We start from the raw sequence: 16,653 nt of genomic DNA, 5'->3' as shown, positions 1-16,653 counted from the left end.
TTAATCGAAGAACTCTTTCAGCCTGGAACTCAAGAGTGATGTTCGGAAATAAACGACTCAGGCCGGACTCTCACTGTCACCGGCTCGCTTTGCTTTTTGTCTGGATCCTACTGTCTCTTTCAACGTTTTTATCATATTTTTAGAAGTTAATCATAGCACAGGAATCAAAAAAAGTCAAACATCCCCTCGCTGCAACTCCGCTGTACCGGATATGCCGGGAAATTGCTGAAATCCGGTTATATTTTATTTCCAAAATTTGATTTTATACAAATTTCCTGATAAAATGAGACCGATGAAACTTTTGCAGAATTTAACAGTTTTTAACCGAATCCTAATGAAACAGCGCCGGTTCAGGCGATATTGTATAAACGGCAGGCATGATGTTCCAAAAAAACAGGCCGCCGTTTTTTCGGCGGCACAGGTACCATCATGGATCAACATTCTGTTTTGGAGGTAGCCAGAAAAGGGTATGGATGAAAAAATGAAATCGGAACTGGATAAAATTATCGATGGGAAATATATTAAGACTGTTTTTCAGCCCATTGTATCCCTGCGCGACGGTTCCGTAATCGGATATGAGGCGTTGAGCAGGGTTACCTGTGAAAGCGCCATCGCAAATCCTGAGGAGCTGTTCCGGATCGCCGGGGAAAGCAGCCGCCTTTGGGACCTGGAGCTTCTCTGCCGGTCCACGGCGCTCCAGACAGCCTATCTGAAGACGGGGATCACGCTGAAAAAGAAGCTTTTTCTCAATGTAAATCCTGATGTGATGCACGACACGAAATTCAGACAGGGCTTTACCAAGGAATATCTGAAAAATTACGGCGCGGTGCCGGAGGATATCATTTTTGAGATCACGGAGCGGAACGCGGCCTCCGACATGGAGGGCTTTCACGGGGCCGTTTCCCATTATAAGGACCAGAACTACAAAATCGCCATCGACGACGCGGGCGCCGGGTACTCCGGGCTGAACCTGATCAGCGACATCAACCCGCACTACATCAAGCTGGACATGAATCTCATCCGCAATATCGATAAGGACAGCATTAAGTTTGCCCTTGTAAAAAGCATGACGGAGCTTTCTCACGTGGCCAATATCAGCCTTGTCGCGGAGGGGGTGGAAACGCAGGAGGAGCTCGCTACCCTGATCGATCTGGGGGTGCAGTACGCGCAGGGATACTATCTGCAGCGGCCGGACGAGCAGATGAAGGAGCCCGCGCCCGACGTCCTCGGCTTCATCATCGAGGCCAACCGCCGGAAAAACCATGTTCTGGGCAGTCAGGCCAGCAATATCTATATCCAGAATATCTGCACCCAGACGAAAACGATTCCTCCGGAAGCAAAGGTGGAGGATGTTTTCGAGGAGCTCAAAAAGGACCCGTCGTCCTTCGGAATGTGCGTGGTGGAAGACGGCACGGTGCTGGGCGTGGTGACAAAGGCCGATCTGGTGCTCAAGCTCAGCGGGCGGTACGGGTTCAGCCTGAACCAGAAAAGGCCGGTTTCCTGCCTGATGGACCGGCAGTTCCTGGCGGTGGCCCACGATACCCCGATCAGCGACGTTTCGCACATCGCCATGTCCCGCCCTCCGGAAAAGCTGTATGACTTTATCGTCGTGACCATGGACGAAAAATATCTGGGGACCGTCACCATCAAGGACCTTCTGGAAAAAACGACGGAAATCGAAGTGGCAAACGCGAAATATCAGAATCCCCTGACCGGCCTGCCGGGGAATCTGGTGATCGAGCAGAAAATCCGGGCCTGTGTCGAAAGGGATACGCCTTACAGCGTCGTCTATTTTGATATCGATAATTTCAAGGCGTATAACGACGTTTACGGCTTTGAAAACGGAGACAGGATCATCAAGCTGCTTGCGAAGACGATCGTATCCCATGTGCCGGAAAAGCAGTTTGCCGGCCACGTGGGCGGTGACGATTTTGTAGCGGTGCTGAGCGGTTTCAGCTGCGCCGAGCTGTGTGCCGGAATCATCAGCGATTTTGACAAAAATGTGCTGCAGTACTATAACCCCAGGGATATCCAAAACGGATATATCCTGGCGGAAAACAGACGGGGGGAGCCGGAAAAATTTCCGCTCATTTCCCTGTCCGTCGCGGGGGTCAGCAACCGCACCCGCCGCTTCGGCACGATGCAGGAGCTGACGGAGGAACTGGCGAAAATAAAAAAGAAAACCAAGCAGCAGTGCGGAAGCTCCTGCTGCTTGGAGTAATGCGGAGAAAACGGAAGATCAGGAATGCTTATAATAGAAAATGGCAAGCTGCGTTCTGTCGCGGAGCCCCAGTTTTTCGAGGATGACACTGATGTAATTGCGCACGGTTCCCTCGCTCAAAAACAGGGTTTCCGCGATTTCTTTATTGGACAGGCCGTTTGCGACCTGTGTGAGGATTTCCGTTTCTTTTTCACTCAGGCCGAATTCTTTGAAATCGTCCTTCGGGCTGCCGCTGAGCATGGCGGGGATTCTGGTGATGATTTCATCCCCGAACACCCGCTGACCGATCGCGACCGTCTTGATGGAAGGCACAATGCTCTCGAAATTCTGCTTTAAAAGATAGCCCTTCGCGCCGATCCGCAGCGCCTTGATGATGTAATCATCGTCTGAGAAGGTGGTCAAAAACAGGATTTTCGCGTCGGGGTCCCGTTTCAGCAGAATTTCCGCTACCTCTATGCCGGTCATCCCGTCCATGCGGATATCCATCAGCAGGATGTCCGGCCTGCACTCGCTGTACAGCGCGATCGCCTGACTGCCGCTGCCGCCCGTTCCCACCACTTCGATATCGCCGTCCGCTTCCAGAATGGTTTTGAGCGAACTGGAAACAAGCCTGTCGTCGTCTACAACCAGTACTCTGATCAATTTGCCGCCTCCTTCGGGATGGTGATAAAAATTTTAAAACCGTGATCGGTCGTGATGTTGATGTTTCCGTGAAAAGCGTCCACCCGGTCGGTGATGTTTTTCAGACCGATCCCGCTTCCCGCGTCGTAATCTTTCACGGTCCCGTTGTCTTCTATAATCAGCTGATAAAGCGCGGGATGTTCGCGGCAGGTGATGGTTGCCCGGCTTGCGTCGGAGTGCCGGATGATGTTTGACAGCGCTTCCTTTACAATGGAGAGGAACGCATATTTCAGCCGGATGTCCGGGTTGCTGTGGATGTCGTAGTCCAAGCTCAGCTCGCAGAAAGTGAATTTACGCGCCAGCTCTTCCATCTGTCCGTACAGGTCGATGGACTCGTCGTACAGGTTGTGTACGCTGGAGCGGATGCTTTCCATGGCCCGCGTCAGGGTGTCCTTTACCGCCAGCAGGTTTTCCTTTCCCTTTTCATCCTTGTTGACGGCGAGCAGCGCGCCGATCTGCAGCAGCGAACTGGACAACAGATGCCCCACATTATCGTGGATTTCCCGCGCGATGCGGTTGCGCTCGTTCAAGGTGGCGATGCTGATTTCATAATCCTGCTTTTCCAGCAGGTCGCTGTTCTGCTGGTTCAGCCGGAGCGTCATTTCCCTTGTGGTGTCGCGCAGATCGTTGTAATCCGCTCTCAGCTTTTCCAGCCGGACGGTACGATATTTCAGCAATACGCAGAGCAGAGAGAGCATGGTCGTTACCGCACTGACGGTAGTGTACGCGCCCTGCCAGAGAATGACGAGCGGGACCAGCGCGGCCAGACAGAGAAACTGGAATCTTTCAAACAGCAGGTCGTAGCAGATCAGCGGCAGAAATACGGTCAATCCGGGAAAAAACACGCTTGCCGCAATAAATCCGCCGGTCAGTACGGCCCGAAGAAGCGGTTTTTCAAAATAGCTCAGGAAGCACGTGAAAACAACGGCGGTCAGCACCGGCACCACACTTGCGCCGAAACCGGGTTCGCACAGGTAAAGGACAAAGCAGCAGATCAGAAGGATGATTTTATCGATGAGAATCATTCGTCCAACTCCTCCTATCTTTCGGACAGCCCGCGGTTTCCTTTATAGTATCATCTTTTTTTCCGGTTCACAATCGCAATTTATGGGCGTCACGGAAGAACATGACATCTGTCACGGCAAACACTGACAGGCGGCACTGATAATCCCCGTTATTATGCGCTAAAATAAGAGCATGAAAACAAGGAGGCTCCGCTTATGATTATCAGGGTGAACAATCTGGTAAAGAGATACGGCGACCTGGTCGCGCTGGATCATCTTTCGCTGGAAGTGAAAGAGGGAGAAATATTCGGGCTGCTCGGGCCGAACGGTTCCGGAAAGACGACGGTCATCAACTGTATTTTATCCCTTTTAAAATACGACAAGGGCGAAATTGAAATTTTTGACCGCCCCATGGCTCCGGACGCTTACGACATCAAGCGGGACATCGGAATCATTATGCAGAATGTCGCCGTGTTCGAGGAGCTGACGGTGTACGAAAACATCGATTATTTCTGCGGGCTGTATGTCCCGGACAAAGCAAAACGAAAAAAGCTGGTGGAAGACGCCGTCGATTTTGTAGGGCTGAACGATTTCCGGAAATTTTATCCCAAAAAGCTGAGCGGCGGCCTGCTTCGCCGGCTGAACATTGCCTGCGGAATCGCGCACCGGCCGAAGCTGATCATTCTGGACGAGCCGACGGTGGCGGTCGATCCCCAGAGCCGGAACAATATTCTGGAGGGCATTGTGCGGCTGAACCGGGAAGGCGCCACCATTGTCTATACTTCCCATTATATGGAGGAAGTGGAACAGATCTGTACCAGAATCATGATTCTGGATAAGGGCAGGATGATCGCCGACGGCACCAAGGAAGAGCTGAAGGCCATGATCACGCTCGGGGAGAAAATCACGGTCGAAACCTTCTCCCTCCGGGAGGACCATCTGGCAGCCCTGAAAAAGCTCCCGAATATCGTTTCCGCCGAGTACCGCGACCATCTGCTGGTCGTAAAGTCCGGGAAGGGGCAGAACAATCTGGAAGCCGTACTGGACTTTCTGAAAAGGAATGAAATCACCTTCGGGAAGATTTATTCCGAGCTGCCCACCCTCAACGACGTGTTTCTGGAAATTACCGGAAAACAGCTCAGGGATTAGGGGGGAGAAGAATGTTTCAGCATCTTTTTACGGCAAGGCTGAAATGCCTGACCCGCGACAGGCAGATGATGTTCTGGACCCTGCTTTTTCCGCTGCTGCTTGCCACCTTCTTCAATATGGCTTTCTCCAATCTGAACAATACGGAAGCCTTTCATCCCATCGATATCGCCGTGGTGGACAACGACCGGTACCGGCAGAATAAGGATTTTCAGTCGGTGCTGGAGGAGGTGTCCCAAGGGGAAGACCGGATTTTCAACCTGACAAAAACCGACGGGGAAAAGGCGGAAAAGCTGCTTGACGACGGAAAAATCAAGGCGTATGTTACGGTGGGTACGGAGATCGGGATGACGGTCCGGGAATCGGGCCTCAGCCAGAACATTGTCCGGGCTTTCCTGAACAGCTACAGCCAGACATCCTCCGCGGTGGCTTCGATTGTCAGGGAGAATCCCGCTTCCGTTAAAAACGGGCTGATCGAGGCTGTTTCCGACCGAGGGGAATACACCCGGGAGGTTTCCGGCAGCAGCGCGGAGCCGAACAATGTGCTCAATTATTTTTACTCCCTGATCGCCATGAGCTGCCTGTACGGCGGTTTCTGGGGACTGAAGGAAGTGACGGATATTCAGGCCGATCTTTCCCAGCGGGCGGCGCGCGTCAACGTGGCCCCGGTCCATAAGCTGAAAATCTTTCTTTATAACATGTGCGCGGCAATCCTGCTCCATTTCTCGGAAATGCTGGTGCTTCTCGCTTATCTGTATTTCGGGCTGAAAATCGACTTTGGGTCAAAAACCCTGTTCGTCCTTCTGACGACCTTTGCCGGCAGTGTGTTGGGCGTTTCCTTCGGCGCTTTTGTCAGCGCGCTGGTAAAGAAGGGGGAGGGAGTCAAGGTCGCGGTTCTGCTGGCGGTCAGCATGGCCGGTTCGTTTCTGGCGGGAATGATGTCCGAGGAGATGAAGTATATCGTCGCGCAGAACGTGCCGGTTCTCTCTTATCTGAATCCGGTGAATTTGCTTACGGACGCCCTTTATTCCCTGTACTATTACGACGTCATGACCCGGTACGGGTGGAATATGGCGGCGGTCTGCGCCTTTGCGCTGCTGTTCTGTCTGGGGTCGTATTTCATGATAAGGAGGCAGAAATATGCCAGTCTTTAAGCTCTGTATGAAAATTATTCAAAAAAATCTGTCCTCCATGATGATCTATGTAGCCGTTTTTCTGATCGTTGCCACGCTCCTTTCGCTGAACGGCTCAAAAGTGCAGGAAGCCGGTTTTTCTCAGGAAAAAACCAATATCGCCTTTCTCAGCGAAGAAGACAGCCCCCTGATCGACGGCTTTCAGGCGGAGCTGGCCAAAACAGCCAACTTCGTAGAGGTTCCGGACGAAACGGAAAAGCTTCAGGACGCTCTTTTCTTCCGTTCCGTCAGTTATATTCTCCGCATCCCCAAAGGCTTTACCCAGAGCTTTATGCGGGGAGAAGACGTGCGGATTGAGAAAACCACCGTGCCGAATTCCGTCAGCAACGCCTATCTCGATCTAAATATCAACCAGTATTTCAACACGGCAGCGCTCTATGTAAAAACGGTGCCCGGAATTACGCAGGAGGACCTGGTCCGGCATTTGAAAGCGGATATGGAAAGCAATACCCCTGTCGCAATGAAAACAGATGCACGACAGGACACCGACAACGGCTTTTCCGCGAATTACTTCAATTACCTTGCCTATGCGCTTTCTTCCGTGCTCGTTCTGGGCATCTCCGCCATTATGCTGGTGTTCAACGACCGGGACCTGAGCCGCAGGAATTTCTGTTCTCCCCAGAGCGCGGGAAAGATCAATTTCCAGTTTATTCTTGCGAACCTGGTTTTTACCGTCGCTTGCTGGGCGGTTATGGTCGGCTTCTGCTTCCTGTTCGATCATCGGAACATGATGACCCGCAATACGGTTTATCTGGTCCTGAACTCGTTTGTGTTTACGCTCAGCATGTCCAGCATCAGCTTTCTCATTGGCAATCTGCTGAAAAATCGCGGAGCGATTTCGGCGGTCTGCAACGTTGTTACCCTTGGCCCCTGCTTTATCAGCGGAGTGTTTGTACCGCAGGAGTTCCTGAATTCCACCGTGCTGAAAATCGCCAGCTTTACCCCGACTTATTGGTATGTCAAAGCGAATAACCAGATTTCCTCTCTGGCCAGCTTCAGTTTCTCCAGCCTTTCCGAAACCTATACCGCTATGCTGATTGAGGCAGGCTTCGCAGTCGCGTTTTTCGCGGTCTCCATGGTCGTGGGGAAGAAAAAAAGAATGAGTTCTTAAAAAGGGACTGCTGAATGAATTTGCAATGGCAAGTTACAAAAAGCAGCAAGCGCAAAAACAAAGAAGCGCGCCTTGAAACGGCTGTCAGCCGATCAAGGCGCGCTTCTTGTGCATCAGGCAGTCGATAAAACCGCGCAGACGCAAAGTCGCTTTGCAATATTTGAAAATCAGGAATGGACGCTGGCGCCGAACGGCATCAGCGCCAGCTTTGCGATCTTAAAGCACTGCAGCCCGAAAGGAATTCCGACGATTGTCAGGCAGAACAGCCCGCCGATCGCGGCGGCTTCCACCGCCAGCGCGAAACCGCCGAAGACAAGCCAAAGGATGTTCAGCAAAAACGAGCCGACACCGCCGCCGAAGGAGACCTCTTTCCCGAACGGGAAAAACGCCAGCTCCGCGAATTTAAAGCACTGGATTCCGACGGGAATCCCCACAATGGTAATACACCACAGAATGCCGACCAGAAGCCAGCTCAAACCCATGATCAGGCCGCCGAAGACGAACCAGATCAAATTTCCCAGACATCCCATAACATAACGCTCCGATTTGACCGCCAGTCGGACGGTTTATTTTTTATATGATACCATAAATATGCCGCGGAATAAAATCTTGTTCCGCACAAAATCCTTGTTTTCTTATTGATAAATCCGGGCTGCAATATTATAATCAACATAAACAGAAAAAAAAGGAGGTAATTCCATGAAAAAGGACTTGAAAGCCGTTTGCCTGATTTCGGACGATTTTGAGGATCTGGAGCTGTGGTATCCGGTGCTGAGGCTCCGGGAAGAGGGAGTCACCGTCCATCTGGTCGGCGAAAAGGCAAACCAAAAGTATGTCGGCAAATACGGTGTTCCGGCGGTTTCCGATTATGCGTTCGGGGATATCCGTATTGAGGATTACGACGCGCTTCTGGTACCCGGCGGCTGGGCGCCGGACAAATTAAGGCGTTTTCCACAGGTTCTGGAAATGGTCCGCTCTATGGACCGGCAGCAAAAGCCCATCGGGCATATCTGCCACGCGGGCTGGGTTCTGGCTTCCGCGGATATCCTGCAGGGCAAAAAGGTCACGAGTACCCCGGGTATCAAGGATGACCTGATTCATGCCGGGGCCACATGGTACGACCTTCCGGTGGTTGTAGACGGCAATATCGTTTCCAGCCGCCGCCCGCCGGATTTGCCGGAATATATGAAGGCGTTCATTGAACTGCTCGGAAAACAGTGACGGCACGTACACATGGTGACAGACGGGGCGCTTTCCGCGCCCCGCAATTTCCGGAGGGATTCATTTGAAGACAAGAGTAAACGCGAAAAACGGCGATGAGCTTTCCATTCTGGGGTTCGGATGTATGCGGCTGCCCACAAAGAACGGTTCGATCGATGAAACGAGATCGATTCAGATGATACACGACGCCATTGAAAAGGGCGTGAACTATTTTGATACGGCCTATATCTATCAGAACGGGAAAGACGAACTGCTGCTGGGCCGGGCTTTGGCCGGGGGCTACCGCGACCGGGTGAAAATCGCCACAAAGCTGCCTCCTTTTTTGGTTGGAAAGCTGGAAAATGCAAAAAAAATCTTTGCAACGGAGCTTCAGCGGCTGCAGACGGACCATATCGATTATTATCTGCTGCACATGCTGACCGACAAGCCGGGGTATGACCGCCTTGCTTCGCTCGGCGTTATGGAATGGCTGGAAGAACTGAAGGCACAGGGCAAAATCAAAAATATCGGCTTTTCTTTCCACGGGAGCCGGACGGACTTTGAACTGATTTTAAAAGCGTATCCGTGGGATTTCTGCCAGATCCAGTACAACTATATGGATGAAAACAATCAGGCGACGAAAGCCGGGCTGCAAACTGCGGCGGCGATGGGAATACCCGTGATCGTCATGGAGCCTCTGCGCGGCGGAAAGCTGGTCACGCACCTGCCGGAGCTGGTGACGAAGGCGTTTCAGAGCTACGACAAAAACCGTTCCCCGGCGGAGTGGGCTTTGCGCTGGGTATGGAACCATCCCGAAGTGAACGTGGTGCTTTCCGGTATGAGCGACGAAACGCAGATGGAGGAAAATATCCGCATCGCAGGGGAGGCGGAGCCCAATTCCCTCTCCGCGGAGGAACTGGATGTGTTCCGGACGGTCAGAAAGGAAATCAGCGAAAAGACGAAAATTCCCTGTACAGGCTGCGGGTACTGTATGCCCTGTCCCGCCGGGGTGAACATTCCCGGATGCTTTTCCTGTTACAACGATAAGTACCTGATGCAGGACAAATCGGCGCGGCGCCGGTACTTTCAGTCGCTGGGCGCCCTGTCGGCCAAACCGGCCGTCGCGTCCCAGTGCAGGCAGTGCGGAAAATGCGAAAGCCACTGTCCGCAGCAAATAGCCATTCGGAAGGAACTGAAAACAGTCAGCCGTGAGATGGAAGGCGTTCTCTATAAACCGCTTGTTACCGTTGTCAGGAAAATGATGAGGATAAAATCAAATTAGAACCCGGCCGCGCTTCGGTGTGAATTCCTTTAAGGAAGAAATACCCGGCGCGGTTTCTTTTTTTGTACGACGGCTCATAATTTCCCGAAGAAACGCGAAAAGAAGGGCTTTCTGTCTTGAAAACCTGATTTTATCATGATACAATGAAAACTCACAGACAGAAAGCGGGTTTAGATTGAAATTTGAATTTTTACATCAGAGTACCGAACAACGGCGGGACCTGATTCTGCACGGAAATATATTGAGAACGCTCATGATGCTGTCGCTGCCAACGCTGATGATGAGCGTCATACAGTCCCTGATGCCGCTGACGGACGGACTTTTTATCAATAATGCGGCGGGAACGCTGGTCGCGAGCGCGGTCACCTACAGCGAACCCGTCATCAACATGATGACGGCACTGGCCCAGGGTCTGAGCGTAGCGGCGATGGCCATTATCGGTCAGGCGAACGGCCACGGCGATTTTGACCGGGTACGGAGCATTTCCGCGCAGATCGTCGTGTTTGCCTTTACCATGGGATTCTGTATCGCGCCCCTGTCCGCACTGGTGGCGTTTCCGATTTCGGCCAATGTAGATCCGGAAATATCGCACAACGTGATGCTGTATATCAGCCTTTACGCCTTTGTTCTGCCGTTTTCTTTTTTGGAGAGCATCTACAATGCGATCAAAAACGCTACCGGAAAGCCGGAGGCCACCTTTATCCGCATGCTGCTCATGCTCTTTCTGAAAATTATTTTTAATGTCGTGTTTGTCGTCTGGCTGCGGCTGGAGGTAGTGGGCTGTGTGCTCTCTTCCTTCTGTGCCAATTTCCTGATCTGCGGCTGGATGTTCTATGAACTGTTTGTCAGGCAGGGGGAAGACAAGCTTACCCTGAAAGGATTCCGGTTTGACAAACAGCTGATTTTTCAGCTCTTTCGTGTGGGCGTTCCCGCTATGCTGACCAGCCTGATGCTGAATCTGGGATTTTTCCTGATCAATAACGAAACCCAGAAATACGGCGCGGTGGTCTTAAACGGGCAGGGCATCGCCAACAATATTACCGCCGTGTGCTTCAATCTGCCGGCGGCTTTCGGCTCGGCCGTAACGACCATGGTCAGCCTGAATATCGGGGCGGAGCAGCCGGACAAAGCGAAGCGTTCCTGCCTGATCGGGTGCGTGGCCAGCGCGGTGACGGCCGTCGCCATCATCGGCCTGATCGTGCCGCTGTCCCCTTTCCTCACGGTCTTGTTTACGCAGAGGGCGGACGTACTGGAGATCGCCAACCGGGCGCTGCATATCTACACCTATTCCGTGGTGGGCTTCGGTGTCTGTATGGCGGTGCAGGGCGCGTTTATCGGCCTTGGCCGGACCGGCGTGCCGCTGGTGCTGGGGGTTTTGCGCATCTGGCTTTTGCGGTATCTTTTTATTTTGGCTACAGAACAGGCACTGCAGTTTTATTCCGTTTTCTGGGGTAACCTGTTTTCCAATTATGCCGCCGCGGTCATTTCCATTATCCTGATTCTGCGGGTAAAATGGTCCTCCGTGCTGCGTTAGAGCTTGCATGCACGCTCTAGCCCTCGATATTGTTTTATAATTTTAATTGAAAGCGCCGCATTGGCTGTTCCAATGCGGCGCTTTGTCCGTCGTAAGGCGGTTTTTTCCGGTTTATGTATGTTGTTTGCCGGATAGAGCAATAATAAAATAATCATTACAGAATATAAGGAGGAAGCGGAATGGATGTTGCCATACTGGGCGCGGGACTTTCCGGGCTTTCCTGCGCAATCACACTGGAAAGACAGGGAATCAAACCCGTAATTTTTGAAAAGCGGAGCTGTGTCGGCGACCGGTTCGTCAACGCGGAGGCGATGTTCAGCATATTAAACAGGCCGGTTAAGGACTGTATTCCCTATTTGGCGGACGAATACCATATCGTCCTGAAGCCTATTGACGAAGTCAACAGGCTGGTGCTTCATTCTAAAAATCATACGGCCAGCGTTGACGGATATATCGGCTGTACCAATATCAGGGGACGGCACGACGATTCCTTTGAGTGCCAGCTGGAAAGACAGGTAAAAAGCGAAATCCACTTTCACTCGACGGAAGATTATGAAGACCTTACCAAAAATTTTGACTGTGTCGTTCTGGCGACCGGGGACGGAGCCTATGCGATTCAGCAGAACAATTACCGGTGCGACCTCACCTGTGCCATCAAAGGAGCAACGGTGGAGGGGAATTTCCAAACCGATATGCCCCACGTATGGTTCAATTATGGAATCATACCGAAAGGCTACGCCTGGCTGATTCCCTTTACAGAAAAAGAAGCAAATCTTGTCATCGCTTTTCCGGACAGCCCCGCGCCGGATATTTACGATATCAAAAAAATGTGGAACCTGTTTTACGATCTGGCACGCAGGGATCTCGATCAGGATTTAAAGATCACGGATCAGTTCCAGATCCAAAAATATATGATGGGAATCTGCAGAAGGCCCAAAATCAAAAACACCTATTTTACCGGAAACTGTTTTGGAGCGCTTTCCCCGGGGCTCGGCTTCGGACAGTTTACGTCCGTTTTAACCGGCGTCTACGCCGCGTACGATATCTGCTCAATCGAGCGCTACGGCGAACTGGCAAAGCCCCTGTTCTCGAACTACAACCATTCGCTGGCGCTCAGGCGCAAGCTGGAAAAGATGGACGATGCGTCGTTTGACCGCATCGCCGGATTTTTTGAGCTGAAGGCGGTCAGCGCCCTGAACACCCGGATCTTCGGTTCGGGCAGCAGCTTCGACCTGTTAAAATGGATGACGTTTTTAAAACGCGCCTGATATCGCTGACTGCAGGGAACTGTGAAATTGGCTGAAAAGCCAATTTCACAGCTTCCTGCAGCCGATTTTGGACTAAAGAAAGCTTGTACATAAAGTTTTCATGTATTGTTTATAAATGTGCGCTGTTCTTTTAAGACTTTCTGTTGTATAATATTAATTCATGCTATGGTCATGCATAGAAGACAGTATTTCAGATCTGAAGGGGATGCCATGCAGAATCAAAAAAAATCGGCAACCGCCAAAAATATTTTTTCGGCGGCGACCATTTTACTTTCAATAGGAATCCTTGCTTTCTTCCTGTTTACCGAAGACGGTATGAAAAGTATGGGGCATGTTCTTTCGGAGCTTCAGCCGATCTGGCTTCTCTGGATTCTGGTGGGAGTGCTTGCCGGATGGTTTCTCGAGGGATATGTGCTTCACCTGCTCTGCAACCATCTTGACAAAGCATGGACCTTGGGAGAATCGCTTTATATCGGCATGGTCGAAATTTTTTACAGTGCCCTTGCCCCTTTCGGGACGGGGGAGCCAATGGAAGTCTACTGTATGACAAAGATGGGAATGGAAACAGGCGCCGCTACTTCCATCGTGACCGTAAAGTCCCTGATCCATCATGGGGTTACGTTTGTGTACTCCTTCATTCTGGTGGCGTTTGAGCTGAATTATTTTCAGACCAAAGTAAGTAATTTTGCCGTGATCGCCGTTTTCGGGCTGGTTACAAACAGCCTTTTTATTTTGTTTGCGCTGGTTTTTATGATGAATGAAAGGCTTACCGATTTGATCCTGCGGGCGGTTGTCCGCTTTATGGACAAAATACACCTTCATAAGCTTTCCCAGAAATTTTACGATCAGGTGCACGGCCAGCTTCTTGTTTTCCACGACAGCTCCAAAATTTTCGGGAAAAATTACGCCTTGTATGCGATCACGATTTTTCTCACGCTGATTCAGATTACGATTGCCAGCCTCTTATCCTTCTTTGTTTACCGCAGCTTCAACCTGAAGGGGGAGCCGGTGTTTACTATGGTCGCGGCGGACACTTTTGTCATGATGGCCGCGTCGTTCATTCCGCTGCCGGGTTCTTCCGGGGGTGCGGAGGGAGGCTTCTATCTCTTCTTCCGGGAATTTTTCGGCCCGTATATCATTCCGGGAATTACCCTTTGGAGATTTTCAAGCTATTATCTTAATATTCTTCTGGGAAGCGTGCTCGTTTATTTTGGAGGGAAGAAATATCTTCCCGATTGACGGCGGCGGATGCCATGTCCGGAAAATTCTAAGGATTCAGGTGAGGCAAGGAGTTTGATTAAATGCAGGATTGGATCATAGGGATTATCAACCAATACGGTTATTTTGGAATTGCACTGCTGATTGCAGTTGAAAATATATTTCCTCCCATTCCGTCGGAGGTGATTTTAACCTTCAGCGGATTCATGACCACGGTAACGGACCTGAAAATATGGGGCGTGGTGCTGTCGGCGACCATTGGCTCCGTTCTGGGCGCCGTGGTTTTGTACAGCGTGGGCAGGCTGATGAGCCCGCAGCGGCTGGAGCGTCTGCTGGGCGGCAAGCTGGGGAGAGTCCTTCATTTAAAAAGGGAGGACGTCCACCACGCGGGAGCGTGGTTTGCCCGGCGGGGAAAGTTTACAGTGTTTTTCTGCCGGTTTATTCCCGTCGTGCGCAGCCTTATTTCCATCCCCGCCGGAATGGCAAAAATGAGGATGGGGATGTTTTTGCTGCTGACCGCGCTGGGAACGTTTCTGTGGAACGTCGTTCTGGTTTATCTGGGGGCTTTTTTCGGCGCTTCCTGGGAAACGGTGGTACGGTATGTGGATACTTACTCGATGGCTGCGATCGCGGTCGTCGCCGTATCCCTGGTTGTTTTCTGTGCGTGGTACTTTTTCAGAAGGTCAAAGCGCCGGTAACACCGGCCTTCCTTATCAGAACAGCGACGGAATTTTCCGCCGCTGTTTCTGTATGGATGTTTAAGAGACAAGCTGGGCCAGATCGAATATACCGTCTTCCATCAGTATCTTTTTGCAGTCCAGAACCATTGCCGGGCTGCCGCTGACCTTTATGATGCCTTTAAAATACGGATTCGATTTTTGGAGAGGTTCCTCATACCCGTCCGGGCATTCGGGGCTTACGGTCAGAACCTCCGCCAGCGTGTCTACGATCAGCCCGCTCTGTGCCCCTTCCAGATTGACCATGATGATCTGCGTCTCATCATTGTAGGGGATGCAGTTTTTGCGCAATTTTAAGCGCATGTCGATGACCGGAAGGAGCTTTCCCTCTACTCTGGCAATTCCCTTGCAGTATTCCGGGGTGCCGGGCAGGGGAGAAATCATCAGCATTTTGGAGATAGCCGTTACATACATGCTTTCAATTGCAAAAATTTCATTGTCCAGCCTGAATGGCAGGAACTGTCCGCTCGTAGAATTTTCAGATAATTGATACGGTGTTAACATAAAATGTCTCCTTTTTGCAATTTAATTCTATGTTCTGTATCGGATTTTTCGGAAAAATAATGATAGAATTTTGTTGAATTGTGTAAATTTTTTAATTTCTTAATGAAATCTTTATATATTATGAATCTCCGGTTGTTTTTTGTGCCGCGACGGGAGCATGGTACGGGGGAGCTCCTTCCGGTTTCCGCGGAGAGAATGTTTCCCTTCTGAAAAAACTTATGCTATAATGAATGAAAATCGGTCCTGCTTGATCTGCCTTGCGGCAGAGGAATCAGGCCGTGTTAAGCTGAAAAGGAGAACAGAATATGGGAGCTTCAAAAGTATATTTTACGGATTTCAGCGCGACACAAAGCTGCAATTTGCTGCAAAAGCTGGAAAAGCTGGTTAAAAAAGCGGGAATGGAATCCATTGATTTCAAAGACAAATATACGGCCATCAAAATTCATTTCGGGGAGCCGGGCAATCTTTCGTACCTGCGTCCGAATTACGCGAAGGTTATTGTGGACCTCATTAAAGAACAGGGCGGCAAGGTCTTTCTGACCGACTGCAATACCCTGTATGTGGGCAGAAGGAAGAACGCGCTCGACCACCTTGACGCGGCGTATGAAAACGGCTTTAACCCCTTCGCGACCGGCTGTCATGCGATCATTGCGGACGGCTTGAAAGGAACCGACGAGGCCCTGGTCCCGATCGACGGCGAATATGTCAAGGAAGCCAAAATCGGCCGCGCGATGATGGACGCCGATATTTTCCTCACTCTGACCCATTTTAAGGGCCATGAGTCCACCGGCTTCGGCGGTACGCTGAAAAATGTGGGGATGGGCTGCGGTTCCCGTGCGGGAAAAATGGAAATGCACAGCGCGGGCAAGCCGATTGTGGATAAAGAGCTTTGCAGAAGCTGTGGGATGTGCCGCAAAAACTGTGCGCACGACGCGATTTCCTTTGATGAAAACAAAAAGGCGCAAATTGACCACGATAAGTGCGTCGGCTGCGGCCGCTGCATCGGCGCCTGCAATTTTGACGCGGTAAACCCCATGGGCGACGAAACGAACGATATTCTGAACTGCAAAATTGCGGAATACGCGTACGCTGTTTTAAAGGACCGTCCGCAGTTCCATATCAGTCTTGTGGTGGATGTTTCCCCGTACTGCGACTGTCACCCCGAAAACGATATCCCGATCGTTCCGGATGTCGGGATGTTTGCCTCCTTTGACCCGGTGGCGCTGGATGTGGCCTGTGCCGACGCGGTCAACCGCCAGCCCGTCCTCAGCGGCAGCCTCCTGTCGAAGAAACCGCACGACCATCACGACCATTTTACCGACACGCATCCGGAAACCAACTGGAACAGCTGCATCGATCACGCAGTAAAAATCGGTCTGGGCAGCCGGGAATATGAATTAATCACTGTAAAGTAGCTGTATTTTAAAACAGTATCATATGTGAAGCCGCATTGGTTGGTGCCAATGCGGTTTTTCTGTGTTCCTGAGCGCCTGTATAAATTTTTTCATTCCATGAATACTAAATAGGCGACATAATACCATGACGGGAAGGGAA

At 51.1% G+C, this 16,653-nt stretch carries 15 protein-coding genes; 11 read left to right on the top strand and 4 right to left on the bottom strand.

Annotation, left to right across the window (positions count from 1 at the left end):
- Positions 1-481 precede the first annotated feature (481 nt).
- Positions 482-2,221, top strand: a complete 1,740-nt coding sequence (locus ACRQU7_RS13765) for a GGDEF domain-containing protein (RefSeq protein WP_444641397.1) — start codon at positions 482-484, stop codon at positions 2,219-2,221.
- A gap of 18 nt (positions 2,222-2,239) precedes the next feature.
- Here ACRQU7_RS13765 and ACRQU7_RS13760 read toward each other — a convergent pair whose 3' ends face one another.
- Both ACRQU7_RS13760 and ACRQU7_RS13755 read right to left on the bottom strand, forming a co-directional pair.
- The gene (locus tag ACRQU7_RS13760) at positions 2,240-2,860 is read right to left on the bottom strand and encodes a response regulator (RefSeq protein ID WP_444645601.1); all 621 of its coding nucleotides are present in this window, start codon (positions 2,858-2,860) and stop codon (positions 2,240-2,242) included.
- A complete protein-coding gene (locus ACRQU7_RS13755; RefSeq protein WP_444641396.1) occupies positions 2,860-3,927 on the bottom strand; it encodes a sensor histidine kinase in 1,068 nt (355 codons plus the stop codon). The genes ACRQU7_RS13760 and ACRQU7_RS13755 overlap by 1 nt, the downstream gene beginning before the upstream one ends.
- A gap of 195 nt (positions 3,928-4,122) precedes the next feature.
- Between ACRQU7_RS13755 and ACRQU7_RS13750 the strand changes: the two genes are divergently transcribed.
- Genes ACRQU7_RS13750 through ACRQU7_RS13740 form a run of 3 tightly spaced genes read left to right on the top strand, consistent with a single transcriptional unit; the run spans position 4,123 to position 7,356 of the window.
- Positions 4,123-5,055 carry an ATP-binding cassette domain-containing protein gene (locus ACRQU7_RS13750; protein WP_444641395.1) on the top strand — a complete coding sequence of 311 codons (933 nt, stop codon included), beginning with the start codon at positions 4,123-4,125 and terminating at the stop codon, positions 5,053-5,055.
- 11 nt (positions 5,056-5,066) lie between these two features.
- Positions 5,067-6,206 (top strand): ABC transporter permease, encoded by a 1,140-nt coding sequence (locus ACRQU7_RS13745; protein WP_444641394.1) that lies wholly within the window; start codon positions 5,067-5,069, stop codon positions 6,204-6,206.
- Positions 6,193-7,356, top strand: coding sequence for an ABC transporter permease (locus ACRQU7_RS13740; RefSeq protein ID WP_444641393.1), 1,164 nt, complete (start codon positions 6,193-6,195; stop codon positions 7,354-7,356). The genes ACRQU7_RS13745 and ACRQU7_RS13740 overlap by 14 nt, the downstream gene beginning before the upstream one ends.
- Positions 7,357-7,523: 167 nt before the next feature.
- On the opposite strand, the gene ACRQU7_RS13735 is transcribed toward ACRQU7_RS13740, so the two are convergent.
- Positions 7,524-7,886, bottom strand: coding sequence for a YccF domain-containing protein (locus ACRQU7_RS13735; protein ID WP_038325272.1), 363 nt, complete (start codon positions 7,884-7,886; stop codon positions 7,524-7,526).
- A 169-nt stretch (positions 7,887-8,055) separates the two neighbouring features.
- Here ACRQU7_RS13735 and ACRQU7_RS13730 point away from each other — a divergent pair, with 169 nt between their 5' ends.
- From ACRQU7_RS13730 to ACRQU7_RS13705, 6 genes are all read left to right on the top strand, one after another.
- Complete coding sequence (locus tag ACRQU7_RS13730; RefSeq protein ID WP_444641392.1) at positions 8,056-8,577, top strand: type 1 glutamine amidotransferase domain-containing protein; 522 nt, start codon at positions 8,056-8,058, stop codon at positions 8,575-8,577.
- A 64-nt stretch (positions 8,578-8,641) separates the two neighbouring features.
- Complete coding sequence (locus tag ACRQU7_RS13725) at positions 8,642-9,838, top strand: aldo/keto reductase (protein WP_444641391.1); 1,197 nt, start codon at positions 8,642-8,644, stop codon at positions 9,836-9,838.
- Positions 9,839-10,013: 175 nt separating this feature from the next.
- On the top strand, positions 10,014-11,372 hold the full coding sequence (locus ACRQU7_RS13720) for an MATE family efflux transporter (protein ID WP_444641390.1): 1,359 nt from the start codon (positions 10,014-10,016) through the stop codon (positions 11,370-11,372).
- A gap of 179 nt (positions 11,373-11,551) precedes the next feature.
- Positions 11,552-12,640: an NAD(P)-binding protein gene (locus tag ACRQU7_RS13715; RefSeq protein WP_444641389.1), complete on the top strand. Its 1,089-nt coding sequence runs from the start codon at positions 11,552-11,554 to the stop codon at positions 12,638-12,640.
- Between the two features lie 210 nt (positions 12,641-12,850).
- The gene (locus ACRQU7_RS13710) at positions 12,851-13,879 is read left to right on the top strand and encodes a lysylphosphatidylglycerol synthase transmembrane domain-containing protein (protein ID WP_185741117.1); all 1,029 of its coding nucleotides are present in this window, start codon (positions 12,851-12,853) and stop codon (positions 13,877-13,879) included.
- A 62-nt stretch (positions 13,880-13,941) separates the two neighbouring features.
- Positions 13,942-14,556: a DedA family protein gene (locus ACRQU7_RS13705; protein ID WP_038325267.1), complete on the top strand. Its 615-nt coding sequence runs from the start codon at positions 13,942-13,944 to the stop codon at positions 14,554-14,556.
- A 60-nt stretch (positions 14,557-14,616) separates the two neighbouring features.
- Here the strand turns inward: ACRQU7_RS13705 and ACRQU7_RS13700 are convergent, their stop codons facing one another.
- Complete coding sequence (locus ACRQU7_RS13700; RefSeq protein ID WP_444641388.1) at positions 14,617-15,099, bottom strand: chemotaxis protein CheW; 483 nt, start codon at positions 15,097-15,099, stop codon at positions 14,617-14,619.
- 305 nt (positions 15,100-15,404) lie between these two features.
- Here ACRQU7_RS13700 and ACRQU7_RS13695 point away from each other — a divergent pair, with 305 nt between their 5' ends.
- Positions 15,405-16,514, top strand: a complete 1,110-nt coding sequence (locus ACRQU7_RS13695) for a DUF362 domain-containing protein (RefSeq protein WP_141825832.1) — start codon at positions 15,405-15,407, stop codon at positions 16,512-16,514.
- Positions 16,515-16,653 lie beyond the last annotated feature (139 nt).

The sequence above is a fragment of the Caproiciproducens puteiluti genome (genome assembly GCF_052442865.1).
Lineage (GTDB): Bacteria > Bacillota > Clostridia > Oscillospirales > Acutalibacteraceae > Caproiciproducens.
The sequence above is the reverse complement of the archived record's forward strand: the minus strand, read 5'-3'. Positions and strand labels throughout refer to the sequence as shown.

What these genes read in the sequence shown, in the direction of transcription:
- ACRQU7_RS13765 (WP_444641397.1), top strand. Translation starts at nt 482, where the DNA reads ATGAAATCGGAACTGGATAAAATTATCGATGGGAAATATATTAAGACT.
- ACRQU7_RS13755 (WP_444641396.1), bottom strand. Translation starts at nt 3,927, where the DNA reads ATGATTCTCATCGATAAAATCATCCTTCTGATCTGCTGCTTTGTCCTT.
- ACRQU7_RS13750 (WP_444641395.1), top strand. Translation starts at nt 4,123, where the DNA reads ATGATTATCAGGGTGAACAATCTGGTAAAGAGATACGGCGACCTGGTC.
- ACRQU7_RS13745 (WP_444641394.1), top strand. Translation starts at nt 5,067, where the DNA reads ATGTTTCAGCATCTTTTTACGGCAAGGCTGAAATGCCTGACCCGCGAC.
- ACRQU7_RS13740 (WP_444641393.1), top strand. Translation starts at nt 6,193, where the DNA reads ATGCCAGTCTTTAAGCTCTGTATGAAAATTATTCAAAAAAATCTGTCC.
- ACRQU7_RS13735 (WP_038325272.1), bottom strand. Translation starts at nt 7,886, where the DNA reads ATGGGATGTCTGGGAAATTTGATCTGGTTCGTCTTCGGCGGCCTGATC.
- ACRQU7_RS13730 (WP_444641392.1), top strand. Translation starts at nt 8,056, where the DNA reads ATGAAAAAGGACTTGAAAGCCGTTTGCCTGATTTCGGACGATTTTGAG.
- ACRQU7_RS13715 (WP_444641389.1), top strand. Translation starts at nt 11,552, where the DNA reads ATGGATGTTGCCATACTGGGCGCGGGACTTTCCGGGCTTTCCTGCGCA.
- ACRQU7_RS13710 (WP_185741117.1), top strand. Translation starts at nt 12,851, where the DNA reads ATGCAGAATCAAAAAAAATCGGCAACCGCCAAAAATATTTTTTCGGCG.
- ACRQU7_RS13705 (WP_038325267.1), top strand. Translation starts at nt 13,942, where the DNA reads ATGCAGGATTGGATCATAGGGATTATCAACCAATACGGTTATTTTGGA.
- ACRQU7_RS13700 (WP_444641388.1), bottom strand. Translation starts at nt 15,099, where the DNA reads ATGTTAACACCGTATCAATTATCTGAAAATTCTACGAGCGGACAGTTC.
- ACRQU7_RS13695 (WP_141825832.1), top strand. Translation starts at nt 15,405, where the DNA reads ATGGGAGCTTCAAAAGTATATTTTACGGATTTCAGCGCGACACAAAGC.